A 26206-nucleotide genomic window follows, 5' to 3' on the forward strand; every position below is an offset into this window, starting at 1 on the left:
GGGATATAACGGGACTACAAATTTACAAAAAAATCAGCAAATTCCATTGTTTTTATTCAGAATAATATACTTTTGCACCTATTTTCCTATTCCATTTCAAAACAGGCCTTGGAAATACACGAAACGATACCTTCTGTAATACAGCACTTAAGGGCTTTAAAAAGCCTTGATAAGACTATCGGTCTTGTCCCTACTATGGGGGCATTGCACAGTGGTCATTTAGAATTGATCCGTCAGTCTAAAAAGAAAACGGATCTCACTATTGTGTCCATTTTCGTAAACCCCATCCAATTTAACAACTCCGAGGACCTCCAGAAATACCCAAGGACCTTAAATGCTGACTTAGCCATCTTGAGAGAAGAGGGTGTGGACATAGTTTTTGTTCCTTCCGAAAAGGAGATTTATCCTGAGCCCGTAATGATGAAGTTTGATTTTGGGTCCATGGAACAGGTATTAGAAGGCAGGTTTAGACCTGGCCATTTCAATGGTGTCGCCATAGTTGTTTCCAAGCTATTCCATATTCTCAAACCCGACATTTCTTTTTTCGGCCAAAAAGATCTTCAGCAAGTCACTGTTATTCAAAAGATGGTGAGTGATCTTTCTTTTGACATAAAAGTAGAAGTTGTCCCTACCATTAGAGAATCCGATGGCTTAGCGCTTTCATCCAGAAACCAGAGGCTCAGCAATGATGGCCGGGAAATTGCACCTATCCTCTACAAAGCCTTAACGAAATGTAAGGATGAACTTTTAAGTGGCGGAGATTGGTTGAACATAAAAACAAAGCCATTGAGGAAATTCTCTCTCCACATAACATAATGCCCGAGTACCTGGAACTGGTAGAAACAACTAATTTCACTCCTGTCCAGAACCCATTACCCGGAAAACCGTTCGCCATTTGTATAGCGGCACACATTGAACAAGTACGACTAATAGACAATATCATCATTCGTGCTAGTCACATCTAACTAATGACATGCAAATTCAGTTATTAAAATCAAAAATTCACCGGGTAAAAATCACCCAGGCAGAACTTCATTATGTAGGCAGTATCACCATTGATGAGGCATTAATGGAGGCAGCTAATATTATCGAAAATGAAAAAGTTCAGATTGTAAATATAAACAATGGTGAACGCCTTGAAACCTATGTCATCAAGGGAGAGCGTGACTCAGGGCAAATCTGTCTTAATGGTCCAGCAGCACGTAAAGCACAAGTTGGAGACGTGGTCATCATCATTTCCTACGCAACCATGGAATTTGAAGAAGCAAAAAAATACAAACCCACTATTATTTTCCCTGATGGCCAAAACAAATTGATTTGAGCAATAGGTTAATAAATAGCCTTCAAGCAATCGTCCCCTTATTTGCGGCACTTTTGATCTTTTATTATCTCTACAGAGATATTGAAAAGCGAAGTCATTTTAGAAGCACTTAAGGGTACGGATCTTTTGTGGTTTTCCGCCGCAATGTTTATTGGCTTGCTAGGCTTTTGGCTCAGGGCATGGAGATGGAAGAACTTAATTGCTACCAATGAAACCATCACCGTTAAAACAATCCCGATATTCTGGTCATTAATGTTTGGCAATTTAGTCAACCTAATTTTCCCAAGAGCGGGAGAGGTGGCCAGGTGTGGAGCTGTTCGAAAAACCTACCCTATTAAATTTGGGAAAATCTTCGGAACTGTGGTTTTGGAAAGAACAATAGACATGCTTTTCATGCTATTTATAATTGCCCTGGCCTTCTTACTCGAAGGGAGCATTTTCATTGAAATTTTTAAAAATTTAGTTTCCCTCGACGCCATTAAAGGTTTCATTGTCGAATACTTCTATTGGGCGCTCCTTTTCTTTTTGATGTTGTTGCTAATGGGCGTATTTGCTTATCAAAAATTCAAGAAGACTGCCTGGTTAGGTAAACTTCGTCAGTTTGCACGACAATTTGTCAGTGGCTTAGAGACACTGATCCACATGGAAAATAAAGTCGGATTTTGGGTCGCCACATTTTCAATTTGGATAATTTATTTTTTAATGATGTACTGGATGGCTTTGTCCATACCTGCTACCCACACATTATCAGCCACTTCCGTCTTGATGGTGTTGGTAATGGGTAGCATAGGCATGATCGCCCCAGTTCAGGGAGGCATAGGTACCTTCCATGCAATGGTTGCATTCATCCTACTTTACTATGGTGTATCAGAGGAGCAGGGCAAGATATTTGCAATGTTAGTTCATACCTCTCAGATCATGATTGTTTTAATTCTGGGCGGGATTAGCTTTCTTTACCTTTTCAGGAAGAAGAAAGTAACCTTGAATGTATAAATTCGTTTACAAGAAAAAACCAAGTAATTAAAATAGAAAATGGGAATCATACTAATTGTAGTTGTTTTTGCAATTCTAGGCTATGTTGTTAGTAACAAGCTTAAGAAAAAGTTTAAAAAGTACTCACAGGTTTCTTTAAAAGCCAATCTATCCGGTAAAGAAATTGCGGAGTTGATGTTGGCGGATCATAACATCCACAATGTAAAAGTCAATTGTGTTGAAGGGCAGTTATCTGACCACTACAACCCAATGAACAATACAGTAAATCTAAGTACTGATGTTTATTATGGCAGAAATGCTGCAGCTACAGCTGTGGCAGCTCACGAATGCGGTCATGCGGTACAACATGCAAACTCTTATGCCTGGTTGAAACTAAGATCAACCTTGGTACCTATTCAAAACATAAGTGGTAAAATATTAAACGTAGTATTGATTGCCTCCCTTTTTGGAGGAATAGCTTTATTTGGCCTGCCTTACGAAGCCGTAGGCGTAGTAGTAGTGGGCGCTTATAGCATGTTAACACTTTTCAGTGTAATAACCCTACCAGTGGAATTTGACGCTAGTAACAGGGCTTTGGCTTGGGTTAAACAGAGAAACGTAGTGACTCCTGAGGAGTATGACATGTCTAAGGACGCATTAAAATGGGCAGCTATGACTTATGTAGTTGCAGCATTGGCCTCAATGGCGACATTGGCTTATTATATGTTTATCTTCTTTGGTAACAGAGATTAGGTTAACAAACTTATTTTAATATAATTAAAGGGGCAGCGTTGCCCCTTTTTTAGTTTTCGGGTATATCTATTAGAGACTAAACCTAAATCGGATGGAATTCAGTGATTTGAGTAACATCAAGACTGCACTACAACCTATAATTTAGGTCAAAAATCATCCAAACCCACTTCCCCTACTCAAAATGAGGGAGTAATGAAATTCTATTTAATGGTTATACTGTCACGAGCTTAATGAAGTATTAATTTTAATTCAGAAATATGGATTTTGAACTGAACGAAGAGCAACTGGCCATAAAAGAAGCGGCTTCAGACTTTGCCAAAACAGAACTTTTACCAGGAGTAATCGATAGGGACATCAAAGGAGCGTTCCCAAAAGAATTGATTGCAAAAATGGCTGAAATGGGCTTTATGGGAATGATGGTCCCCCCTGAATTTGGCGGAGGAGGAATGGACACCCTTTCCTACGTCATTGCGATGGAGGAGATATCTAAGGTGGATGCCTCAGCTGGTGTCATCATGTCCGTTAACAATTCTCTTGTTTGTTGGGGTTTGGAAAAATATGGAACAAAAGCCCAAAAAGAAAAATACCTTACACTCCTTGCCTCTGGCAAACGCCTTGGTGCATTTGCTTTATCAGAACCTGAAGCAGGATCTGATGCCACCTCTCAAAAAACTACAGCCATCGACAAAGGCGATCACTACCTCATAAACGGCACAAAAAATTGGATAACCAATGGCTTTTCTGCTGACTTCTACCTGGTAGTAGCCCAAACCAACAAGGAGAAAGAACATCATGGAATATCAGTATTCATAGTTGAAAGAGGATGGGAAGGTTTTGATGTTGGTAAAAAAGAGGACAAAATGGGCATTCGGGCTTCTGACACATGTTCCTTGATGTTTACTGACATGAAGGTTCCTAAAGAGAACAGAATTGGTGAGGAAGGTTTTGGGTTCAAATTCGCCATGGAGACATTGAACGGTGGGCGCATTGGTATTGCGGCTCAGGCACTTGGTATTGCAGCTGGAGCATTGGACCTGTCCGTAAAATATGCCAAAGAAAGAAAAACTTTCGGCAAGCCTATCAGTGAACATCAAGCCATACAATTTAAGCTGGCAGACATGGATACGGAAATAGAAGCCGCCCGCTTGTTATGTTATAAAGCTGCCTTAAAAAAAGACAAAAATGAGTCCTATGTAAAATCGAGTGCAATCGCCAAATTGTACTCTTCAAAGGTAGCAATGGAAACCACGATTGAGGCGGTCCAAATTCATGGAGGTTACGGTTACGTGCGAGAATACCACGTTGAGCGAATGATGAGGGATGCGAAAATCACACAAATCTATGAAGGTACCTCAGAAATTCAAAAAATAATTATATCCAGAAAGCTTTTAAGCTAATTGTATAAGTAGTAGAAAATTAAAAATATATAGTAATTTTCAAATCGGAATTTAGTTTATTCTAATTTTTTATCTCAAAATGTCATAACAAATCAGAAAAAAAATATACTTTTACAAAAAATAACTCTAAATGCACTAATCATGGAATATTACAATAAGGTGATAGAGTCGGTTGGCGTAAGGTACGTTAAAGGAAACAACTTCAAAATTGAGCGACCTGTAACCATCACCGATTATACAGATTCTGAAAATACAGCCATCCTGCTTCACCGAGGATCGTTGAATTATGGCGAAGACCAGGAATCTGTTAACGAGGGGGAAATTCTATTTATTCCAGCAGCTCGACCTACCAGGGTATCTTTCGGTACAGTTACCAAAAGAAACGAGACTAACAATGATAATTTTTTAGAAAATAAAAAGAAATATCTTCAGACTATCAGCTTCAAAAACATAAAAAATTTAGAAGATGACTGCATCACCTCAGTCACTTTTGAAGCAAAGGTATTCGATGTTGTCAATTTCTTTAACTCATTAGGCATACCTGCCTTTGTAATCAGGTTTAACGACCGGATCGCTTCAATAATTGAAGATGTAGTGAAGGAATCAGAACAAAATACACCTGGCAAAGAAAGAGTCATAAAGCTCTATACCGAGTTACTTGTGGTCGAATTGGTTCGTCACATCCTTAAAAACAGACTATTTGTAGAAGAATTATCTACCAACAGTACCTATTTCAAGGATCCCCGTTTGATAGACATGTTCAATTATATCAAAAAGAATATTGGTGGAGACTTGTCTAACAAAGTATTGGCTAAGGTTGCCAATGTTTCTGAAGATTATGTCGGCCAATACTTTAAAATGCTTACAGGTATTAATCCTCAGGATTATATTGAATACCAAAGAATGGAAGCAGCTGTGGAACTGTTAAGAACCACGAAAAAGAGTATACGCGACATCGGTAAAGAGGTCGGATACAAAGACACTGCCTATTTCTGTAGAAGGTTTAAAATGATGTACGGACTGCCTGCGGGAAAAATGAGACGTAGAGAATCGTTAATTAACGTTCAATGATGAATTATAAAATTTAGCATATTGTAAAACCTCAGTGATCAAGCTGGGGTTTTTTCTGCCCCATTACCAATAACGAGTACATCCGCACCCGCCTTCCATGCATCCTTTGCTTGTTCCAGAGATTGTATACCTCCCCCTACTAATAGTGGGCATTTCACTTCTTTACTTACCGCTTTTATCATTTTCTTAGAGACGGGCAGACTTGCGCCTGAACCAGCATCAAGATAAAATAAAGGCAATCCCAGGAAGTTGCCAGCCAAAGCCGTGGCCACTGCAATATCTGGCTTATTGTGAGGGATTGGAATCGTTTGACTCATGTATTCTACACTAGTACTTGCCCCTCCATTGATCAGCATGTACCCTACAGGCAATACTTCAAGTTTACTTTTAGACAAAGTTGGTGCAGCCAATACGTGTTGGCCAATCAATAAATCAGGGTTCCTACCAGATATAAGGGATAGAAACAAAATAGCATCGGCTTCTTCTGAAAGCTGCATTACACTTCCAGGGAACAAAACAATTGGAACATTGCCCTTGGTGACTTCTTTAAGTCTCCGCAAACATTGATCAAGGCGCTTGGTATTTACCAGGCTGCCCCCTACAAAAAAGAAGTCTATCAAAAAACCGTGAGAAAGTTTGTTAAGTAAATCCAGCGATGGCTGCTTGTCAATCTTCTCTGGATCAATCAGTAAGGCAAGGCTCTTTATTCCCTTCTTGTTCCTTTCATAAAGTAATTCGCGAAGCTCGTTATTCCGCTTCATCTTCCGTGACCACTCTAGCCATTAAGGTTTCCATAAGTTTCGCTTTTCCAACGGTTACTAACATCCAAAAAAGCCTACTCCGTAGGTTTCCAAAAAAGCTATAGCCTTTCTTCTTAACCCCTTTTTCTTTTTAGAGACCTTCTTTTTATTCTTTCCTCTTAAATGGTTGACTGAATAAACGGCAAGAATGCCTCCAAGTATGGCCAAGCCACCAACCTTAAGGTATACTTGAGAATCCTGTTTCAAAAACTGGAGCTGTTTCTCCAACGTTTGTTCTAATTCCTTTGACTGCTTTAACAAATCTTCTTTCATCATCCGTCTTTTCTGTCTTTAAATAAGAAAACAAACTTGTAAAGGGAGTTTTTGAGCACCCTTTGAAACGACATCGCATTCCTCAATAAGACCAATAATAAAAATATTATTAAATAAATGCCTGTTAACAACAGAAAGCCAATTGAGCTGCTTCCATATAATTCGCTAAAATAAAAAGCCAGCGCTATACTTCCAAAAAGCAAAATAAACGAAGCAGATAAAACGATCAAAACAATGACTGCAACCCTTGCTACGACTGAACTTATTTGGTCGACGATTTCGGCTTTTATGATATTAACCCTTACTTCTATCAATTTTTTAATTGTAGTAATAATCTCATTCATATTAACATAGGGGTTTTATTAACAATTTTTAAAATGTGTAAGTCAAGTTACTATAAATTACATCAAAAACCTTGCAAGAAAAGTTGGCTTACTGTAAAATCAATTTCACTATTCCATTTCTCCATAAATTTACAAAGAAAATTAACTTCTGGTAAATTTTAAATTTCAACCATTAGAACCGAAGTACCTGATGAATTGTTATCAGGAAAGTTTGCAGCCCTAATTTTGGGGGAAATCAAAAAGAAATTTTAAGCAATTTAAGTAATGAAAATAGAAATCTGGAGTGATGTTGTTTGCCCATTTTGCTACATAGGCAAACGACGTTTTGAAAAGGCATTGGCTAATTTCGATCAAAAAGACCAAATCGAGGTCATTTATCGGAGTTTCCAATTAAACCCTGAAATTAAAACTGACACGGACAAAACGGTAGTTCAGTACCTTTCCGAAAGCAAGGGAGTTCCTTTAGAACAAGCTGCAGAGATGACAGCATATGTCACCCAACAAGCCGCCATTGAAGGACTTGAGTACCAAATGGATCATGCTGTAGTAGCCAACACTTTTAGAAGCCATAGGCTCTTACAGCTTGCTTTGGATCAGGGGTTACAATTGGAAACGAAAGAGCGCTTGCTTAAAGCCTACTTCATCGAAGGAAAAAACATCGATGATATTCCCACATTAATTGAGTTATCCAACGAAATCGGACTTACCGATGTAGCAGAAACCTTACAAGGTGACAATTATGCTGACGAGGTCGAAAGAGACATCTTGGAATCCAAACAGTTCGGAATTCAAGGCGTTCCCTTCTTTGTCTTCAACCGGAAATATGGAATAAGCGGTGCTCAGGAAGTTAAAGTTTTTGCTGAGGCAATTGAACAATCTTTTAAAGAATGGGTAGAATCACCACAACCAACTGATTTTTAGATCACGTAAACAGCCCTAAATCGCTATATTTTAATTGCAATAAAAATATAGCGGAATGGCCAAATTGGATAAGAGGACGAAAAGTGTGCTTTTTTTGTCAAAAAATGTGAAATGAGTTAACAAAAACCACCTGTATCAGGTTATTCTAAATCATTTGTTAAGGAAAAGTATTTCTTATAAATTGAATTTCTTCCTATCACCTAAGTGTTTGATGGAGGATTCAATTTGATTTAAATCCATGGGAAAGAAGGTAATAATAGTAGGTTCTGGCATTGCAGGAATGGCAGCAGCTATACGATTGTCGATAAAAGGGTACGAAGTCACCGTCTTTGAAGCCAACTCATATCCTGGAGGTAAATTATCTGAGATTAATATGAAGGGCTATCGTTTTGATGCTGGCCCTTCTCTATTTACACTACCGGAACAATTAGAGGAATTATTTGAATTGGCAAATAAAAAACGGAAGATTTTTTAAGTACAAAAGGCTTGAGATCAATTGCAATTATTTCTGGGAAGACGGAACAAAATTAAGCGCTCATGCAGATGTAGCTAAATTCGCAGAAGAAGTAAAAACCCAACTTGGGGAGCCAGCAGAAAACATCAAAAAAGCCTTAAATAACTCAGCCTATATCTACCGACACCTCGCCCCCTTGTTCATGCACAGGTCTTTGCACAAGTGGAGCACCTGGTTCAATAAAAAAGCATTGAGTTCCTATTTAAGAATGGGGAAGTTAGGGCTTTTCAAAACGATGAATAAGGCCAATACACAGCAATTCAAACATCCAAAACTTGTACAGCTATTTAACCGATATGCCACTTACAATGGATCAAACCCTTATCAGACTCCTGCCACTTTAAACATCATTCCGCACCTGGAATTCAATAGGGGAGCTTACTTCCCTATCAAAGGGATGCATGACATTACCTCCAGTCTTTTTAATCTTGCCAAGGAGCTTGGAGTTCACTTTCAATTCAATCAGCCAGTAGAAAGAATCCTCGTTAAAAACAATACAGCTAAGGGAGTAAAAGCTGGAGGTAAATCCTATTATTCCGACTTCGTGATCAATAATATGGACATGGTGACCGCCTATAAAACCATCCTAAAAGAAGAAAAACAACCAGAGAGACTGTTAAAACAACCAAAATCCAGCTCAGCTTTGATTTTCTATTGGGGAATAAAGAAAAACTTCCCAGAACTTGACCTCCACAATATTCTTTTCAGTAATGATTATGAAAAGGAATTTAAAGCCATCTTCGAGAAAAAAGACCTGTACGAAGATCCAACGGTATACATCAATATCACTTCAATCCATAAAAAGGACGATGCCCCAGATGGCTCCATGAACTGGTTTACCATGATAAACGTACCAAATAACCAAGGTCAGGATTGGGATACATTAAAAATTAAAGCAAAGGAATTCATTGTCAGAAAAATTAATACAACGCTTAATACAGACATCGAACCATTGATCGAAGTGGAGCAAATTCTAGATCCTATAGGTATTGAAACCAAAACGTCCTCTGCAAATGGTGCTTTGTACGGAAACAGTTCAAACAACAAATACGCTGCTTTTTTAAGGCATCCCAATTATAGCTCATCAATAGACAAGCTCTATTTTTGTGGTGGAAGCGTTCATCCAGGAGGTGGGATTCCCTTGTGTCTGTTGTCTGCAAAAATCATGGTGGACATGATTCCTAAGGCTTAGGAATCTACCAATACCTTATACGATTCATACAAGCCGTACACTTCGCGTACATACCTCACCGTGACATGGCCTTTGGCATAGCCACTTTTCACCCAAGGGTCCCGATAAACTTCAGGTTTTGATTTTCTTTCCAGGTAATAGGCTACATTGTCCCATCTTTTATTGTCTTTCCCATATTTATAGGCCAATCGCCAGGCATCCTGTACGTGCCCATGTCCTACATTGTAAGAAGCCAAAATAAACTTTATCCGCTCATTGTTATCAGGTACCCGATCAAGCCAAAACCCATCCAGGTATTTCAAATAATTCACCCCACCTTTTAGACTTTCATTGGGGTTATTTGGGTCATTGACGCCAAATCTTTGTAAAGTTACTGGCATGAGCTGAAGTAATCCAACAGCACCCGCATATGACACTGCAGAGTGATTAAAGCGACTTTCTTTATAAACCAGTGCTGCTAACAACCTCCAATCCCAACCCAGATCATCTGCTCCTTCTTTGATGATATCATCGTAGGCAGATATTCTATCTCCCGAGACGGAAGAAAAAGCGGAAGATGACCTGTGATAACTGTTTTTCTTATTTAAAAAATATTTATGGTACAATATGGCTTTATAACCAGTCCTATCAATTCTTTCTATCCATTCATTAATTTTGGCCCCCAACTGAGGTGCATTCTTACGGATAGCCCAGGAGACAGGGTTTGGCTGACTGACCATAAGGCCAACATCCAAAACATCATTGTAGGTGGCATTCACCAATGCAATGTCATTGTCTACTACAGTATAGTCGATTTCTTCCTGAATCACCTGATTGATAAGGTCTTCAAGGCTGGTATTTATTTCTTCTATCGTGAGGGACAGTGCGAGCGAGTCACTGAGTGACATAAGACGCTCTTTGTAAATCGTGCCTTTTTTAATAAATACTTTCTTGTTTGAAAGCTGAGACAAACTATCTATATGAGAATTATCTTTCCGCTGGACCACTACTGTTTTCATGGTATTCACGGGGTCGGTAAAAGCGGCAAATTTCTTTCGCTCCTCATTTACCTCAAAGTTGATCGCTACAATATCAGCCTTTCCTTTGTTCAATAAGCGGAAAGCATCTTCCAGGTCGTGCCTTACGATTAATCTTAAGTTAACCCCTAACTGGTTGGCTAGATTTCTGAGCAATTCAAACTCATAGCCCATTGTTCTTCCTCTGTAGATATAATAGCTAGTAGAAGAATTGTCTACTACGGCCCTGATGAAGCCTCTTTTTTTTATGGCATCAAAGTCCAATTCTGCGGGAAATTCCCAATATTTTGGTGCTTTCTTTTCATCTTCTTTTGGCTTGCAGGAAGTCAATGCAAAGGCAAAAATGATCAAGAAACAGTAATAAATATTGGTTTTTGACATAGAGTGGGCGCCCTAATCCTGCTTTGGTGACCTCAATTATAGGTTATTATCCTTAATATACCAAAATTAGCCCCTCAAAATGTTAATGATAAATAACGCAATTAACAATTGATATTATCATTACATACTCATATTTGCAAAATAAATCTTTCCAGAAAGCCGCATGAGCTCTATTTCATTTTCCTTAATCGTATAAAGAGACTCTATCAATCTACTCTCCGCTTGGAGCCTGCTGACCTGTGCATCTCTAAATTCAAGGTAATTGGTGATACCCAAACGGAACCTATCCAAAGTAATATCTGAACTCTCCACAGCTACTTCATAGTTCTTCCTTTCGATTTCCAAAAGTCTCTTACTATTTTCATAGGTATTGTAGGTTCGCTGCAAATCTGACACCATTTGATTCTGATATTGTTCCATCAAGTGCTTTTGATTATTGATCTGTATTTTCGCTGCCTGAATTCGTCGGTTAAGCGACAAACCGCTGAATAGGTTTAAACTGATGGTAGCTCCCAGGTTTATGCCTTGCTGCTGGTTGCTCAATAAAAAGCCTGCATCAGAATTCAAGGTGTTGTCAATATAGGAACCATTCAGTGTAATCGTAGGTAAACGTTGCGCCCTTAATTCCTTTAATTGCAGGTAGGCAACATTTTCCATTCTTTGCGTAGCCAAAAAGGTTTTGTTTTGATCGAATGCACTCTCTCTTAATTCTTCTATCGAAAGGGATTCCTTAATAATGATGGTATCCTTCACTACAAAATCCTTTTCAGGCCCAACAGCCAATAATTCGTTTAGGTTTATCCTTGAATTTTGTATGACCTGTTCTTGAGAAACCAGTGCAGTAAGATCTGCATTATAATCCACCTGGGCAGCCAAGAAATCTCTTTTGGATGCTCTTCCAAATTCGTACTGTGCTTTGGCTATTTCTAGTCTTTCGTCTGACAGTTTTAAGGTGTGCTCAAGTACTTCATAGCGCTGCTGCTCCAATACCAGCCTGTAATAGGTCGTAGCTATAGATGCTACTGTATTTTCTATCACCACTTTTGCTTCCAGCTCGGTCACCTCCGTTAGCTTCCCCAATCGCTGCATGGCAACAACTGCATCCGCCCTAAAGCCATAAATGGCAACCAGACTATAATTATTGTTTCTGGTTTGGGCATTGGGAATGATCCTGGGATTTTCAGGATCACTTACAAAAGCCTGCTCTGTATCTTCTTTTCTATAAATTCTGGTATTGTTTAGATCAAGCACCGGCATTAGAAGACTTCCAGCCTGCTTTTTCTCATTTTCAGCCAATAAGACCTGGTTGGTAGCTATTTTAACATCAAAATTGTTCTCTAAACCAATTTCAACGGCCTTTTCAAAAGTTAAAGACTCTTCCTGCTGTGCATACATGCTGCAGGAAATTACCATCACCAAACCTAGCAATAAAAATTTTCTCATATTAAACTCTTGCTAATCTTCCTTGTTTTGATGTCAAATAAGTATAAATCCCTGGAATAATAAATAAGGTAAGGGCAGTGGCCAGTAACATACCTCCCACTACAGCCACACCCATAGGCACTCTTCCTTCTGAGCCTGCTCCCAGGGCAAGTGCAATCGGTAGAATTCCCAAAATTGTAGACAAACTCGTCATTAATATCGGTCTAAATCTAGCAGCTGCTGCTCCTTCAATGGCCTCTTCTATAGAAAATCCTTGTGCCTTGCGTTGGTTGGCAAATTCTACGATCAGAATTCCATTTTTAGTAACCAGACCAATAAGCATAATGATACCAATTTGGCTAAAGACGTTAAGGGTGAAATCAAACAACCACAAGGACAATAAGGCCCCGAAAATAGCCAATGGAACGGTAAACATGATTGTTAATGGGTCCATGAAACTTTCAAACTGGGCAGATAAAACCAGGTATATCAAAATCAGTGCAAACACAAAGGCAAAGACCAAACTACTAGAGCTGTCTCTGTATTCTTTTGAAAGCCCTGCTACATCTGTTGTATACGTTTCATCAAGTACCTCTGCGGCAATTCGATCCATTTCTGCCAGTCCTGTCCCTACTGTTTCACCAGGCGCCAGTCCTGCCTGAACCGTAGCACTCACAAATCTATTGTAACGATAGAGCTGTGGTGGCGTACTTCTTTCGGAAATCTTGACCACATTATCCATTTGGATCAATTGCCCATTTTCACCTTTCACATAAAGCATCCTCAGGTTAACCGGTTCGTTTCTATCTTCCAGTTGCATTTCTCCCACCACCTGGTACTGCTTGCCGTTCATGATGAAATAATCAAACCGCTGACCAGAATAACTTAGTTGAAGGGTCCTTGCGATCTCTTGAACAGATACGCCGATGTTTCTCGCCTTTTCCCTGTCAATCTCGATTTCTAATTCAGGTTTGGTAAATTTTAGGTTGACATCAGGAAAAGTAAACACCGGACTTTCTCCCATTCTCTCCATGAATACAGGTATGATGTCCTTCAATTTCTCCAATGTTTGAGATTGAATGACATACTGGATCGGCAGACCTGCCCTTCTATCACCTATAGAAGGCTCCTGAGCACCAAAGGCCCTCACAGATGTTTCATTCTTTAAGTAGACCGCTATATCATCAAAAATCTCTTGCTGACTTCTATTTCTTTCAGCCGCATCATTTAAAATCACTCTTATAAACCCTGAATTAGTACTTGAAGTACCAAATCCTGGTGAAGTAACCGAGATCAGACCTGCTCTTTCCTCCTCTGGGATGATGGCTGACAATTCTTCTGTCATTTTATCAATGACCCTGTCCATGTAGCCAAAGGTTGCTCCTTCAGGCCCTGCCATATTGATCCTTATCTGCCCTCTATCTTCTAAAGGTGCCAATTCTGAAGGAATCTCACTAAAAAGGAAATAAGTACCAATTCCCATCGCCCCTATAAGGACAAAAGACATCCACCTTATTTTCATAAAAGATTGAAGCGTTTCAACATAAACCCGGTTTAACCACAGAAAGAAGGGCTCTGTCTTGGTGTAAAGCCAATTGTGTCGCTCTCTTCTTTTTAATAGTTTGGAACTAAGCATTGGCGTCATGGTAAGGGCCACAAAGGAGGATATAATAACTGCTCCTGCCACCACTACACCAAACTCTCGGAAAAGCCTACCAGTAGTTCCCGTAAGGAAAATTACAGGTAAAAACACTGCTGCCAAAGCTACGGTAGTAGCGATAACTGCAAAGAAGATTTCCTCAGAACCCTTTTCGGCTGCTGTTTCCGGATCTTCTCCATTCTCAATTTTTGTATAAATATTTTCTAAAACTACAATGGCATCATCTACCACCAGTCCTATTGACAATACGATACCCAATAAGGTAAGGACATTGATAGAAAACCCTGCCACGTACATGATGAAAAAGACACCAATCAAACTAATGGGAATAGTAAGAACAGGAATGAAAGTAGTCCGCCAATCTCTTAGGAAGAGAAAAATGATAAGCACTACGAGTAGGAAGGCTACAAAAATGGTCTGCTGCACTTCACTTATAGAATTTCTAATGTATTTAGTGGTATCAAAACCAATACCTAGTTCGATGTCTTCTGGAAGGTCTTTTTTAATAAATTCCAGGCGGCGGTAAAATTCATCTATGATCTCAATGCTATTGGATCCTGGCAAAGGCACCAAAGCCACCCCCACCATGGGCACACCGTCTCTTTTAAGTACTGTCCTTTCATTTAATGGCGCCAATTCAGCCCTTCCCACGTCCTGAAAGCGAACCACATTGTTTGATTCTTCCTTTATGATCAACCGATTGAACTCCTCAGGAGTACTCATTCGACTTCTGGTCCTTACTGATAATTCAATGGATTCACCTTCAATCCTACCTGTGGGAAGCTCAACATTCTCACTTTGCACCTTAGTAAGAATATCCAGAGGCGTTATCCCATAGGAAGCCATCCTTAATGGATCCATCCTCAGGCGCATAGCATATTCTTTCTCTCCCCAGATTCGAATCTCACTTACCCCACTAATCGTCTGAAGCCGTTCCTTAAAAATATTAGTAGCAATATCAGAAATCTCCAATAGGCTTCTTTCATTGCTTTGAACGTTCAGAAAGACAATCGGCTGAGTATCCGCATCTTGTTTAGAAACAATCGGAGGTTCGGTATCTGGCGGAAGATTTCTTTGTGCTCTGGAAACCTTGTCACGAACATCGTTCGCTGCAGCTTCCATGTCAGCACCGATTTCAAATTCTACCGTTATACTACTATTTCCATCATTACTTATAGACGACAAAGACTTTATACCAGAGATACCATTAATGGCTTCTTCTAGTGGTTCTGTGATTTGCGCTTCAATAACATCCGCATTGGCACCCACATAAGTCGTTCTCACATTGACTACGGGAGGATCAACACTAGGAAATTCACGAATACCTAAAAAGGATATACCAATAATCCCAAATATCAATATAGTAATGGACATCACTATAGACAATACCGGTCGGCGAATACTGATGGTAGATAAACTTGACATATTGTTCTATCAGTTCGTTAAATTAACTTCAACGGGCATTCCATCCCTTGCTTGTAATACACCTGTGGTCAACACAAGTTCTCCAGGTTTAACCCCGTCCAATAACTGCACCCTGGTGTCCGTACGTTGTCCGATCACCACTTTTCGCGACTCTACTATGCCATCGTTTGAAATAAAAACCTTATACCCTTCTAATTCTGGAATTACGGATTCGGAAGGAACAAGAATAGCATCTTCCACTTCTTTCAATACCAAACGTACCCTGACAAACATTCCAGGTAAAAACTTCTTTTCGTTATTGGCACTTTTTGCTCGAATCTTAAGGGTACGAGTTGCGGCATCTATATTTGGTTCAATGGCATAAACCTTACCTTCTGCTTCAGAAATACCAACATTAGATCGGAAATAAATAACTGACCCGGCCTTGATGTCGTTGGAGTAGCGCTCTGGTATAGAGAACTCAATTTTTATTGGGTTGACATTCACAATGGTGGCTATCAGGTCTGTGGTACCTATTACACTCCCTTCTGAAATCTGCCTAAATCCTAGTTCTCCATCAAAAGGAGCTCTAATGGTCATTTTATTTAGTTGGGCTTCAATCAAGCGCAAATCTGCAAGGTTGGTATTGTACTGGTTCAATACAATATCATATTCCTCCTGACTAATGGCCTCTTTGGTTAACAATTGCTTTTGCCTACTTTCCTGACTTTCGTACAGTTTTTTGGTATAAACAAGTCTATCGAATTGCGCCTTTAACTCATCATCATTCAAATACAATAAAGGCGTTCCTTTTTTTACAAACTCGCCCTCCTGAAAAGAAATTTTTTCTACCAAACCAGCAACTTCAGGCCTAAGATTTACTATTTCATTTGGAATAAGTGAGCCAGTAATATTCAAGTTTGTCTCAAGACGCTCTTCCTTTAATTCAATTGCCTCTACCCTAATATTTGTTTTGGCCACTGTAGCAGCATTGGCAGTTGAGGTTTCCTTTTCAGTGAGTATATCCATCCTTGGATAAAAAAACATAAATCCTATCACCAATAGGATAATTACAATCAAAATGATTTTAGTTTGGTTTTTCATTCTGGAACTAAAGTATTGTTTTACCTATAAGTATGCTATAAAATGTGAAATCAATTGAAGGAAGAACTTAATGAGTTATTAAATCTTGTCAATAATATAGGGTTATATATTATTGACAGCCATAGCTGTTCTTTAATGCAAATCCCATCAATTGTAAAGTTAAAGTAAACTAAATTTCAATAGCAAAGAAACAATAAAATTTAAGAGGTAAAACTAAGCTATTAATGGCAGTCGGGATAAATCAAACCCTAATAACGTTCTAATAAATCCATCCCAGATTATGCGATAAAATTCGTACCCCCGTCCGGACGCTATAAAGATGTCTGGAGATTTCCTCACACGACAGTAAGGCAAAAGCACATTGCGGAATCAACCAAGCCTTGAGGACATAAAAAAAGGCCACCCAAATGGGCAGCCTTCTCTATAAAAACAATTTTATCGTATCTCTTAAAATAAATACCTCAAACCTACCTGCATGCTCCAGGTAGTTCCGAAACCACTAGCATTTCTGAAAGGAGTTGTTGGAAGGTTTCCTGAAACACTATTGAGGTTGAAATTAGGAGTAGGACTCACAGACCCAGCTCTTGAAAGAAGACTTTCGGCTCCATTTAAATCCTCCTGGATTCCCCAATCACTATTGAGCAAGTTGCCTAAATTAACAATATCCACACTCAGTTGAACGGTATTTTTCACCTTACCAAATGTTTGAGAAACATCCTGTAATATCCTTACATCAAATTGATTTAACCATGGATTAAGGAAAGCATTTCTAGGAAGGTATTCACCTCTATATTTGCTCAACCCATTTTCTTCTACATAAGTATCAAAGGCGCTTCTTTGCTCAGCAGCGGTATATACTACCCCATTATCATCGGTAATATCTACAAAATTCATGGTAGAGGAATTTTCAGGTAAATAAATTAAATCTCCAGTAATACCATCTCCATTAAAATCATTGCTATAAATATAAGAGAACCTTCCTTGATGCACTCCATTATAATACATCCCAATGGTAGTGGCCAATGAATTGCCATATTCTATTCTATAACTCACACTCCCTACTATCCTATGTGGAATAGCATAATTAGAGATATGAAGCATTTGATCATTCGGGCTATTAATAGTAGGACTTGCACCCCATGCCGAACCTGCGTTAGAACCTGCATTAGCAGTGACTTCCTTTGCTGATGAATAAGTATAATGCAAAGATGCACTTAGACCTCTGTGGTAAGGAACAGATAAGCCCACTGTTCCACTAAAGCTTCTTCCTTTGATATTTGTATTGGAAAGGACAGTAGCATTGTTTCCACCCATCACACTATTATACGCAGTGCTTTGACCCGGAAGGAATACTTCTCTAGTATCACCATAATCTCCTTCAGCAGTGCTAGCACCATAATCCATGGTATTGTTAGACCTGATTCGGTTTGCACCAAATTGGAAAACAGCGTTGATATCTCTTGTATACAATAAATCTGAAGTCAAGATCAGTGGGGTATTCGGGATTTGATAATCCAAACCAAAACTAGACCTCCAAACCATAGGCATTTTAAAATCTGGATCTACCAAAGCAAAAGATCCAGGAGCGCCCTCAGTTGGAGAAGATATAAATACGTCTTCAGCACCTTCTGGAACATTCTCTACGTAATAGTAACGCTCTGGCTGGAAATTAATATTGTCTATCCATCCTTCTACATCCGAATAATCACCAGGTTCAATGTTATTTTGAATAACACCCGCATTGGTTGGCATATTGGTCAACCATACAAATGGTACCCTTCCTGAGAATACACCTGTTCCCCCTCTTAAGGTAAGGGAACGATCTCCAAACACATCATAGTTAAAACCAAATCGCGGAGAAACCATCAATTTTGATTTAGGCCACATCCCTGAATTGTAATTGGTTGGCATACCAAACTGATTGGTCAACGTAATCTCATTGATTGAAGGATTAGCCGTTAACTCATTAAGGTAGATTGGAAGTTCCGCACGAAGGCCGAAGGTAATGCTAAGGTCATTATTGACCGCATATTTGTCCTGAGCATAAAGCGAGGCCAAACCAAAATTAACCGTTGAATAAGTGTCTTTTCCTTCGTAAGGATAAGTTAATCCAAACATGGTAGGAGCGACTTCATTGGCTGTTCCTGTAGAAAGGAAATCTTCTACAGAGGCATACCTGTAATAGGACGTTCCCATTCTGGTGTAGCTATTACCAAAATTTTGAAGTTCAAAGGCCGCACCCATTGTAATGTTGTGCTTGCCTTCTACATAGTTCAGGTTATTAATGATTGAATAGTTATTGTTAATAACATCATTGTTATAGGTAAATAACTCTGTACCAAAGGATATATAATTCATAGAACCTTTGTTCTGCACCATATTTCCTTCATCGTCCGCTATTAATCCTCCACCGTCCCAGATGTCAACAAATGGAAAAAGTTGATCAGATGGAGAAGTTCTTTTGTCCTGAATTTTTGAATAGGTTCCCAATAGCTGATTGGACCAACTAGAACTAATATAACTGTTCAATTCTGCAGTGATAGACCTAACTGAATTCTCAAATCCATAATTCGCATTCTCAAAAGTGATAGCATTTTGGCTAACTCTAGCGCCGTTTGGCCATGGTGCTCTTGGACGAGGACCTGAAGTGGCATTGACAAGTTGATTGGAAGTACCAATCACCTGGTTGTATCTTACAGCAAGTTTATTTTTATCATTGATATTCCAATCTATTCTTGCTAGTAACTTGGTACTGGATTGTTCTGCCTCATTGGCATACCCTTCATATCTTCCCGGGTCATATCCCCATTGGTTGATGAGGTGATTTTGGACTGCATCTAAATCTGTCCTTGTAGGTCTGGCGATATTGTTTTCAGGATCTGCAATACCATCTTCTGATGGTCTCCAAAGGTTAACACCAGAGGCATTTGCACCTGTCAGGATTTCACGCTCTGCATTTACAAAGAAGAACAATTTGTTTTTGATAATTGGTCCACCCAATCTAAATCCAAAATTATTGGTTGCCGCATCTACAGCTTCCAATTCATTGTCTCCAATTTTCCTACCCTGAAGAGACTGATTTTTAAGGAAATAATAAGCAGAACCTTCAAAAGTATTTGTACCACTTCTAGTTACTGCATTTATTCCTGCTCCTGTAAACCCGCTTTGAAGCACATCATAGGGAGCAATATTTACCGTAATTTCTTCGATGGCATCAAGGGAGATGGGTTGAGAATTCCCTCCTGGAAGGGGATCACCACTTAATCCAAAGCCATTGTTAAAGTTGGCTCCATCAATTTGAAGATTATTGTACCTGGAATCTCTTCCTGCAAAGGAATTACCACTGGCCTGTGGTGTCAATCTTGTAAACTCAAGCACACTCCTGTTGATTTGAGGGAGGTTTTTTAATTGTTCATTCGAAATATTAGTAGCAGTACCTGTTCGGTTGGAGGTAAAATCAGAACCTCTTTCCCCTTCCACTACAAATTCTGTCAGCTCAGTGTCTCCATCTGATAATGCTGCATTGAGATTATAGGTTTCTCCCAACCTTAATATAATCCCTGTAAAGACCTGAGATTCAAAACCCAGGTAATTAATTTCAATTGAATACGGTCCACCAACTCTCAAATTGGGTAGATTAAACCTACCATCAACGTTGGTTACAGCGCCATACACAGACCCTGATGGCTCGTGAGTAGCTTTTACAGTAGCACCTATCAGTGCTTCTCCCTCATTGTCCAGAACCGATCCTTGAACGGAACTGGTGGTTACCTGCCCATAACTGCTTCCAACGGCTAGAAACATTAGGAGCACAACAATCATTTTCATTTGTAATAGTTGCCTCATCTTAAAACATTTAATAGGTATAAATAAATAATAGAATCACAAATTAAGTTGGCTATATTGGGTGCAAATATATACTTAAATCAGCGCTATAATAACAGCTAAACATTAAGTTTTCAATTCAAACAACAAAATTAATTAACAAATCGCTAACATTAGAATTTACAAGAGATTTTTTTGTTTCAAGTAGTATTTTGGTGAGAAAAAAATAAAAAATTGTTTTTTAAATAACGACTTAATGAATATTTCATAAAAGCCATTTCCCTTTTATTTGCTTCGGAAAGCCTATTGAAACAAGTCATAATGACCTAAACATTCAAATCTACTCCGCTTTAAAACTGGAATAACTTTATTATATTTTTTTCATATAAACTCATTAACTTGAACTTTCAACCCGAAATAGACTAGCTGTTTCACTCTTAATAGAAATATTTCAAATCCATTTACTTTATTGCGGCTTCCGCCTACATCGTAGAAAGCCTATGGATTAATTTCCATTCCTTATGATTTACATTTTATTTAAACAATAACTATGTAACTCCTTGATTGGTTCGGATTTAAGCCGAAATAAAAAATACTAAATTTCAAGAAATGCGCAAAAAAGAAATCTTATGGCTGTACGTCTTCCTGTTTGCCGCCCTGGCAGATGTAGCGATGATCGTTAACGCAGAGATCAGTTACAGGTACTTCACCAAGCCGTTGATAATGATCGCTTTATTGTTGTATTTTTTTGCAGAGCACAAAATTGATCAAAGGCAGTTTGTTGAGAATAACCGTTTCGGTAGGACTATTTTCTTCTTTCCTGGGGGACGTCTTACTTCTTGATGGAAGCTTATTTCTATTCGGGCTAGGTGCCTTCTTTATGACCCACATCTGCTATATAGTGGCTTTCAAACTGACACAAAATCACACTTTAAATCTTTTTAAAGTGAATTTTATAAAAATGTTTGTTTATAATCTTCCACTTTACATTGTGGCAGCGCTAATCTATTTTCTAATTCACTCTCAATTAAACGAGCTAAAAATTCCAGTTATTATATATATAATGGCCATTGTCATGATGGTGACAATGGCCAGAGAAAGATTTGGAAGAACCAATAAATCGAGCTTTTGGCAGCTTTTCATCGGTGCTTTTCTTTTCTTTATTTCAGACAGCTTGTTGGCATTGGATCGCTTCTTTCATCCAATTGTGGACGGCGACCTATTAATTATGAGTACTTATATCCTAGGGCAACTGCTTATCGTGATGGGGATAAGAAGTCACCTGGTTCAGATTAAGTAAATCACCAAGCCAAACAACTATTCTTTGTCTTTTTCCTTAATATTTAAAGACAATTCAACCAATTGCTCTGCAGAAATACCGCTTGGAGAATTGATCATAACGTCTCTTCCTGCATTGTTTTTTGGGAATGCTATATAATCTCTAATAGAATCTGTTCCTCCAAAAATGGCACATAACCTGTCAAAACCAAAAGCAATACCGCCATGTGGAGGCGCTCCGTATTCAAATGCCTCCATTAGAAATCCAAATTGAGATTGCGCATCTTCCTCGCTAAATCCAAGGTGCTTGAACATCAACTGTTGGGTCTCTTTGTCATGTATTCTTATAGAACCACCACCAATTTCTACACCGTTGATTACCAAATCATAGGCATTGGCACGAACCTTTCCAGGATCCTGGTCTAACAACTCCATGTCTTCCTTTTTAGGAGAAGTGAAAGGATGGTGCATGGCGTGGTACCTTGAAGTTTCTTCATCCCACTCGAGCAATGGAAAATCCAATACCCATAAAGGTCTGTAGACTGATTTGTCTCTCAGCCCCAATTCATCACCCATTTTCAGCCTTAATTCAGACATTTGCTTTCTGGTTCCTTTTTCATCCCCGGAAAGCAATAGGATTAAGTCACCTGCAGTAGCACCAGCTTTATCAGCCCATGCTTTTAAGTCTTCCTGACTGTAGAATTTATCAACAGTAGATTTGAATGAACCATCCGCATTGCATTTGACATAAACCAATCCTTTGGCTCCTATCTGAGGTCTCCTCACCCAATTGGTAAGGGCATCCAACTGTTTCCTAGTGTATTCAGCGGCTCCTTTGGCATTGATACCAAGTACCAATTCAGCATCATCAAAAATACTGAAACCTTTCCCTTGAACTAAATCATTGAGCTCGACAAAAGGCATTCCGAAACGGATATCCGGTTTGTCATTGCCATACAAACGCATGGCTTCATCATAGGTCATGCGTTCGATATTCCCCAAATCCATCCCTTTTACTTCTTTAAAAAGGTGGCGGGTAAGTCCTTCAAATACTTCCAAAATATCCTCTTGGTCTACAAAGGACATTTCACAATCTATTTGGGTAAACTCAGGCTGCCTGTCTGCTCTCAGGTCCTCATCCCTAAAGCACTTCACAATTTGAAAATACCTATCGAAACCACTGACCATCAAAAGTTGCTTAAAGGTCTGTGGAGATTGAGGCAAAGCATAAAACTCACCTGCATGAACACGGCTAGGGACTACAAAATCTCTAGCGCCTTCAGGTGTAGATTTGATCAACACAGGCGTTTCCACTTCCATGAAGTCTTTTTGATCCATGTATTTCCTGGTTTCCTGCATCATTCGATGCCTGAGCTGGAGTTTCTCTCGGACTACATTTCTTCTCAAGTCCAGGTACCGGTACTTCATTCTGAGTTCCTCTCCTCCATCCGTTTCGTCTTCGATGATAAAAGGAGGCACCTTGGCTTTGTTCAATATATTCAATCCACTGACGCGAATTTCAATCGCTCCAGTAGGAATTTTGTCGTTTTTAGAAGTTCGTTCAATCACGACACCTTCTGCCTGAACGACAAACTCACGTCCTAAGGATGTTGCTGTTTTTAATAGTTCGGGAGCGACTTCTCCTTCTTCAAAAATCAGTTGGGTAATTCCATATCGGTCCCTTAAGTCTACCCATACTAATCCTCCCTTATTCCTTACCCTCTGCACCCATCCGGAAAGTTTCACTTTTTTATCCAAATCCTCCAGACGGAGTTCTCCACAAGTATGTGTTCTAAGCATTGAATTAGATTTTTATTTGCAAATAATCGCCAAAGATAATGATTCAGACCAGAGATTGCTATTTTTAAGCTCAAGATAAAGCAATACATTTAAGGTTAATGACGTTTATACGAAGAAATACAATGTAGTTGTTGCAGGAAAAAAACGTATATTCGCATGGTCTGCTAAAAATACATTGCAATTTATCAAGACTACCAACTTAAATTAGCCAACAAAACATTACTTACCCTAGATTTTATGAGAAAATATTGGACTATCGGAGGATTACTATTCATTATCTGCATCACTTTCTGGATTTTCGGCGGAAATGACTCTCTAGTCCAGAAAAAGGAAGCATCGGAAATAATAGCCACAGAAATTATTCCAGTAGAAGAAAACTTACTATATGGTATCAATGTGGACGATTTAGACATTATAGAAGGAGTTGTTGAACGCAACCAAACTTTGTCCACCCTTCTGGCTCCTTTTAATGTACCCTACCAAATCATCGATGAAATTGCAAAAAAGTCCAAATCCATCTTCGATGTCAAAAAAATAGCTTTCAATAAAAAATATACTGTCCTGACACCAAAAGATTCTTCGCAGGCCCAATTTTTTATTTACGAACCAAACAGAACTGAATTTGTAGTCTTCAACCTTGGTCAACCGGCTATTTACAAAGAGAACAAGCCGATGGAAATCAATAATAGGGAAATAGGTGGTACTATCTCTTCTTCCCTATATGTAAACATGACTGAGCTGGGCCTTACGCCAGACCTCATTGATCAATTTGCTGACTTGTACGGATGGGTAGTAGATTTTCAGAGACTACAGAAAGACGATAAATTTAAAGTCATTTTCAAAGAGCAAGTAGTAGAAGACCAAATTGTCGGCATTGAAGACATAGAAGCAGCTTATTTTGAGCATATGGGCCAGGTTTACCATGCCATACCTTTTGAACAAAATGGAATAATTTCTTATTTCGATGAAAAAGGCAACAGTCTCAAAAAAGCTTTCCTTAGGGATCCTTTGAAATTCTCAAGGATCAGTTCACGGTACAGCCTAAGTAGATTTCACCCAGTACAAAAAAGATACAAAGCGCATTTAGGTACTGACTATGCTGCCCCTAGAGGTACAGAAATTCGTTCCGTAGGTGATGGCACAGTTCTGGAAGCAACTTACAGAGGAGGAAATGGGAATTTTGTTAAAATCAGGCACAATGGCACCTATACTACTCAATACCTTCACATGTCCAAAATTGGGAATGGCATCAAAAAAGGCACAAGAGTAAAGCAAGGTCAGGTAATAGGATATGTAGGCAGCACCGGCTTGGCAACTGGCCCTCATCTTTGTTTCAGGTTTTGGAAACATGGCAAACAAGTAGATTGGTTGAGAGAAGAAATCCCTCCTGCTGAGCCTATTGAAGAAGCAAATAAACTCGCTTTTGAACAGGTGAAAAAGGAGAAGATCAGCAAACTATCTGAAATTCAATACACTGAAGTTTTACCACTTCTTACAAGTAACTAATTTAAAAAATATAGTTTCGGAGAAAAAACAAGCCACTTCTTTCAAAGTACCGTTGGAATTGAAGCAAATATTTTATTGTTTAACATTTAATTTTTAAAAAAATCTTTTTGGTATTTAATAAATGAAACCACGGGTATTTTTAATAAACAATTATTCAATGGAGCGGGCTTATTCTCTTTGGGAAAAAGGCCTAAGTGGTAGCCACCATGTTTGGGGCAAGGTAGAGCTTGATCAACGTGGAAAAGTGGACATGAAGGTATTCCCTCATGAGAAATATCCGTTTCTAAATAAAATAGGAAAGATTTTCGGAATTGGTCATTTGGACCAGCAAATCAGGATTTTATTTAATCTGCGCAATTTTGACATTTTATATTCGCCTTATTCAAAATCAAACACAAAGTTATTACTCTTTTTAAAGGCCTTGGGGTTATTTAGAAAACCTATCGTTGTCACTATTCACCAACCATTCTGGAAAGGAAAAAATGAAAATAAATTTTTCCGGTCCTATTCCAGGTTTTACATTCTTAATTATACGGCATCAATATTTTTAAGTGAGCCACTACTCGATAAAACGATTAAACTCCTTAAAATACCCGAAAAGGATTACAGAAATAAATTCAGCTTGGCGCAATGGGGACCTGACATGACCTATTACGAGCGCTATTGTGTGAAACGAAAATCATTTGAAGAGTGTGATTTTTTCATGAGTGCTGGTCATACAGACCGAGATTTCGAGACCCTTATAGAGGCATTCCGTGGCTTGGACTATAAATTGAAAATATTCTGCACTCCAAAATCGGTTCCAAAAACGCTTGATATTCCTCCAAATGTAGAATTAAACTGGGAAGTAACGTTATCCTTCGACCTAATCCCCTATTATCAACGTTCAATTGCAATATTGATTCCTTTGAAATATCCAATGTACAAAGAGGGATGCCAGGGAATGACCAGTCTTCAGGATGTAGTATCCTTTGGCAAACCATTAATAATGACAAGAAATCCTTGTTTAAATTTAGATGTGGAAAAGGCTGGAATTGGCTATTGTGTGGATATGTATGACGTTGAAGGCTGGAAAGAAAAGTTAAAAATACTGAAAGAGAACAAGGATATTTGGAATAAAATGAGTGATAATTCTGAATTAACTTTTAAGGAAACATTTAATTCAGACATTTTTGCAGCCCAATTAGAAAAGGTACTGCTGTCCGTTTACAAGGACAAAAAAGAGTAATAGTAAAGGCATTGTCTAATGCTA

21 protein-coding genes and 1 pseudogene are annotated in these 26206 nt (G+C 38.8%); 13 read left to right on the forward strand and 9 right to left on the reverse strand.

Going from position 1 to position 26206, the window contains the following annotated elements; genetic code table 11:
- The first annotated feature begins 108 nt into the window (after positions 1-108).
- From panC to ADICYQ_RS15865, 7 genes are all read left to right on the forward strand, one after another.
- A complete protein-coding gene (gene panC, locus ADICYQ_RS15840) occupies positions 109-816 on the forward strand; it encodes a pantoate--beta-alanine ligase (protein ID WP_235114736.1) in 708 nt (235 codons plus the stop codon).
- Positions 816-965, forward strand: coding sequence for a pantoate--beta-alanine ligase (locus ADICYQ_RS30370; RefSeq protein ID WP_020890656.1), 150 nt, complete (start codon positions 816-818; stop codon positions 963-965). The genes panC and ADICYQ_RS30370 overlap by 1 nt, the downstream gene beginning before the upstream one ends.
- An 8-nt stretch (positions 966-973) precedes the next feature.
- A complete protein-coding gene (gene panD, locus ADICYQ_RS15845; RefSeq protein ID WP_020890657.1) occupies positions 974-1321 on the forward strand; it encodes an aspartate 1-decarboxylase in 348 nt (115 codons plus the stop codon).
- Between the two features lie 81 nt (positions 1322-1402).
- A complete protein-coding gene (locus ADICYQ_RS15850) occupies positions 1403-2314 on the forward strand; it encodes a lysylphosphatidylglycerol synthase transmembrane domain-containing protein (RefSeq protein ID WP_051160248.1) in 912 nt (303 codons plus the stop codon).
- A 39-nt stretch (positions 2315-2353) separates the two neighbouring features.
- The gene (locus ADICYQ_RS15855; protein ID WP_020890660.1) at positions 2354-3046 is read left to right on the forward strand and encodes a zinc metallopeptidase; all 693 of its coding nucleotides are present in this window, start codon (positions 2354-2356) and stop codon (positions 3044-3046) included.
- Between the two features lie 257 nt (positions 3047-3303).
- Positions 3304-4443: an acyl-CoA dehydrogenase gene (locus ADICYQ_RS15860; RefSeq protein WP_020890661.1), complete on the forward strand. Its 1140-nt coding sequence runs from the start codon at positions 3304-3306 to the stop codon at positions 4441-4443.
- A 141-nt stretch (positions 4444-4584) separates the two neighbouring features.
- Positions 4585-5514, forward strand: a complete 930-nt coding sequence (locus ADICYQ_RS15865; protein WP_020890662.1) for a helix-turn-helix domain-containing protein — start codon at positions 4585-4587, stop codon at positions 5512-5514.
- A gap of 38 nt (positions 5515-5552) precedes the next feature.
- On the opposite strand, the gene ADICYQ_RS15870 is transcribed toward ADICYQ_RS15865, so the two are convergent.
- The 3 genes from ADICYQ_RS15870 to ADICYQ_RS15880 are packed head-to-tail and all read right to left on the reverse strand — an operon-like array spanning position 5553 to position 6931.
- The gene (locus ADICYQ_RS15870; protein WP_020890663.1) at positions 5553-6275 is read right to left on the reverse strand and encodes a phosphoglycerol geranylgeranyltransferase; all 723 of its coding nucleotides are present in this window, start codon (positions 6273-6275) and stop codon (positions 5553-5555) included.
- 57 nt (positions 6276-6332) lie between these two features.
- Positions 6333-6590, reverse strand: a complete 258-nt coding sequence (locus ADICYQ_RS15875; protein WP_040416674.1) for a hypothetical protein — start codon at positions 6588-6590, stop codon at positions 6333-6335.
- Complete coding sequence (locus tag ADICYQ_RS15880; protein ID WP_020890665.1) at positions 6587-6931, reverse strand: phage holin family protein; 345 nt, start codon at positions 6929-6931, stop codon at positions 6587-6589. The genes ADICYQ_RS15875 and ADICYQ_RS15880 overlap by 4 nt, the downstream gene beginning before the upstream one ends.
- A gap of 264 nt (positions 6932-7195) precedes the next feature.
- On the opposite strand from ADICYQ_RS15880, the gene ADICYQ_RS15885 reads away from it, so the two are divergent.
- Together ADICYQ_RS15885 and crtD are read left to right on the forward strand one after the other, a co-directional pair.
- Positions 7196-7852: a DsbA family oxidoreductase gene (locus tag ADICYQ_RS15885; RefSeq protein ID WP_020890666.1), complete on the forward strand. Its 657-nt coding sequence runs from the start codon at positions 7196-7198 to the stop codon at positions 7850-7852.
- 238 nt (positions 7853-8090) lie between these two features.
- Positions 8091-9558, forward strand: a pseudogene (gene crtD / locus ADICYQ_RS15890) (1-hydroxycarotenoid 3,4-desaturase CrtD).
- Here the strand turns inward: crtD and ADICYQ_RS15895 are convergent.
- The 5 genes from ADICYQ_RS15895 to ADICYQ_RS15915 all read right to left on the reverse strand — a co-directional run bounded on the left by ADICYQ_RS15895 (position 9555) and on the right by ADICYQ_RS15915 (position 20391).
- On the reverse strand, positions 9555-10955 hold the full coding sequence (locus ADICYQ_RS15895; protein WP_020890669.1) for an MltF family protein: 1401 nt from the start codon (positions 10953-10955) through the stop codon (positions 9555-9557). The pseudogene crtD and the gene ADICYQ_RS15895 sit on opposite strands and share 4 nt — an antisense overlap.
- A 120-nt stretch (positions 10956-11075) precedes the next feature.
- Positions 11076-12398 (reverse strand): TolC family protein, encoded by a 1323-nt coding sequence (locus ADICYQ_RS15900; protein ID WP_020890670.1) that lies wholly within the window; start codon positions 12396-12398, stop codon positions 11076-11078.
- 1 nt (position 12399) lies between these two features.
- On the reverse strand, positions 12400-15462 hold the full coding sequence (locus ADICYQ_RS15905) for an efflux RND transporter permease subunit (protein WP_020890671.1): 3063 nt from the start codon (positions 15460-15462) through the stop codon (positions 12400-12402).
- A gap of 9 nt (positions 15463-15471) precedes the next feature.
- Complete coding sequence (locus tag ADICYQ_RS15910) at positions 15472-16545, reverse strand: efflux RND transporter periplasmic adaptor subunit (RefSeq protein WP_020890672.1); 1074 nt, start codon at positions 16543-16545, stop codon at positions 15472-15474.
- Between the two features lie 447 nt (positions 16546-16992).
- Positions 16993-20391 (reverse strand): TonB-dependent receptor, encoded by a 3399-nt coding sequence (locus tag ADICYQ_RS15915; protein ID WP_020890674.1) that lies wholly within the window; start codon positions 20389-20391, stop codon positions 16993-16995.
- Positions 20392-20979: 588 nt separating this feature from the next.
- Here ADICYQ_RS15915 and ADICYQ_RS29810 point away from each other — a divergent pair.
- Both ADICYQ_RS29810 and ADICYQ_RS15920 read left to right on the forward strand, forming a co-directional pair.
- Entirely contained in the window at positions 20980-21213 is a 234-nt protein-coding gene (locus ADICYQ_RS29810; RefSeq protein ID WP_316929315.1) for a hypothetical protein, read from the forward strand.
- On the forward strand, positions 21152-21670 hold the full coding sequence (locus ADICYQ_RS15920) for a lysoplasmalogenase (protein WP_316929316.1): 519 nt from the start codon (positions 21152-21154) through the stop codon (positions 21668-21670). Before ADICYQ_RS29810 ends, ADICYQ_RS15920 begins: the two co-directional genes overlap by 62 nt.
- Before the next feature lie 17 nt (positions 21671-21687).
- Here ADICYQ_RS15920 and aspS read toward each other — a convergent pair whose 3' ends face one another.
- Complete coding sequence (gene aspS, locus ADICYQ_RS15925) at positions 21688-23448, reverse strand: aspartate--tRNA ligase (RefSeq protein WP_020890677.1); 1761 nt, start codon at positions 23446-23448, stop codon at positions 21688-21690.
- 237 nt (positions 23449-23685) lie between these two features.
- On the opposite strand from aspS, the gene ADICYQ_RS15930 reads away from it, so the two are divergent.
- Positions 23686-24954 (forward strand): M23 family metallopeptidase, encoded by a 1269-nt coding sequence (locus ADICYQ_RS15930; protein WP_020890678.1) that lies wholly within the window; start codon positions 23686-23688, stop codon positions 24952-24954.
- Between the two features lie 157 nt (positions 24955-25111).
- Positions 25112-26182 (forward strand): glycosyltransferase family protein, encoded by a 1071-nt coding sequence (locus ADICYQ_RS15935; protein WP_020890679.1) that lies wholly within the window; start codon positions 25112-25114, stop codon positions 26180-26182.
- Positions 26183-26206: the final 24 nt, after the last annotated feature.

The organism is Cyclobacterium qasimii M12-11B (assembly GCF_000427295.1).
In the GTDB taxonomy this organism is placed as follows: Bacteria; Bacteroidota; Bacteroidia; order Cytophagales; family Cyclobacteriaceae; genus Cyclobacterium; species Cyclobacterium qasimii.

What these genes read in the sequence shown, in the direction of transcription:
- ADICYQ_RS29810 (WP_316929315.1), top strand. Translation starts at nt 20,980, where the DNA reads ATGCGCAAAAAAGAAATCTTATGGCTGTACGTCTTCCTGTTTGCCGCC.
- ADICYQ_RS15930 (WP_020890678.1), top strand. Translation starts at nt 23,686, where the DNA reads ATGAGAAAATATTGGACTATCGGAGGATTACTATTCATTATCTGCATC.
- ADICYQ_RS15855 (WP_020890660.1), top strand. Translation starts at nt 2,354, where the DNA reads ATGGGAATCATACTAATTGTAGTTGTTTTTGCAATTCTAGGCTATGTT.
- ADICYQ_RS15870 (WP_020890663.1), bottom strand. Translation starts at nt 6,275, where the DNA reads ATGAAGCGGAATAACGAGCTTCGCGAATTACTTTATGAAAGGAACAAG.
- panD (WP_020890657.1), top strand. Translation starts at nt 974, where the DNA reads ATGCAAATTCAGTTATTAAAATCAAAAATTCACCGGGTAAAAATCACC.
- aspS (WP_020890677.1), bottom strand. Translation starts at nt 23,448, where the DNA reads ATGCTTAGAACACATACTTGTGGAGAACTCCGTCTGGAGGATTTGGAT.
- ADICYQ_RS15915 (WP_020890674.1), bottom strand. Translation starts at nt 20,391, where the DNA reads ATGAGGCAACTATTACAAATGAAAATGATTGTTGTGCTCCTAATGTTT.
- ADICYQ_RS15885 (WP_020890666.1), top strand. Translation starts at nt 7,196, where the DNA reads ATGAAAATAGAAATCTGGAGTGATGTTGTTTGCCCATTTTGCTACATA.
- ADICYQ_RS15865 (WP_020890662.1), top strand. Translation starts at nt 4,585, where the DNA reads ATGGAATATTACAATAAGGTGATAGAGTCGGTTGGCGTAAGGTACGTT.
- ADICYQ_RS15895 (WP_020890669.1), bottom strand. Translation starts at nt 10,955, where the DNA reads ATGTCAAAAACCAATATTTATTACTGTTTCTTGATCATTTTTGCCTTT.
- ADICYQ_RS30370 (WP_020890656.1), top strand. Translation starts at nt 816, where the DNA reads ATGCCCGAGTACCTGGAACTGGTAGAAACAACTAATTTCACTCCTGTC.
- ADICYQ_RS15860 (WP_020890661.1), top strand. Translation starts at nt 3,304, where the DNA reads ATGGATTTTGAACTGAACGAAGAGCAACTGGCCATAAAAGAAGCGGCT.
- ADICYQ_RS15900 (WP_020890670.1), bottom strand. Translation starts at nt 12,398, where the DNA reads ATGAGAAAATTTTTATTGCTAGGTTTGGTGATGGTAATTTCCTGCAGC.
- ADICYQ_RS15880 (WP_020890665.1), bottom strand. Translation starts at nt 6,931, where the DNA reads ATGAATGAGATTATTACTACAATTAAAAAATTGATAGAAGTAAGGGTT.
- ADICYQ_RS15905 (WP_020890671.1), bottom strand. Translation starts at nt 15,462, where the DNA reads ATGTCAAGTTTATCTACCATCAGTATTCGCCGACCGGTATTGTCTATA.
- ADICYQ_RS15935 (WP_020890679.1), top strand. Translation starts at nt 25,112, where the DNA reads ATGGAGCGGGCTTATTCTCTTTGGGAAAAAGGCCTAAGTGGTAGCCAC.
- ADICYQ_RS15910 (WP_020890672.1), bottom strand. Translation starts at nt 16,545, where the DNA reads ATGAAAAACCAAACTAAAATCATTTTGATTGTAATTATCCTATTGGTG.
- ADICYQ_RS15875 (WP_040416674.1), bottom strand. Translation starts at nt 6,590, where the DNA reads ATGATGAAAGAAGATTTGTTAAAGCAGTCAAAGGAATTAGAACAAACG.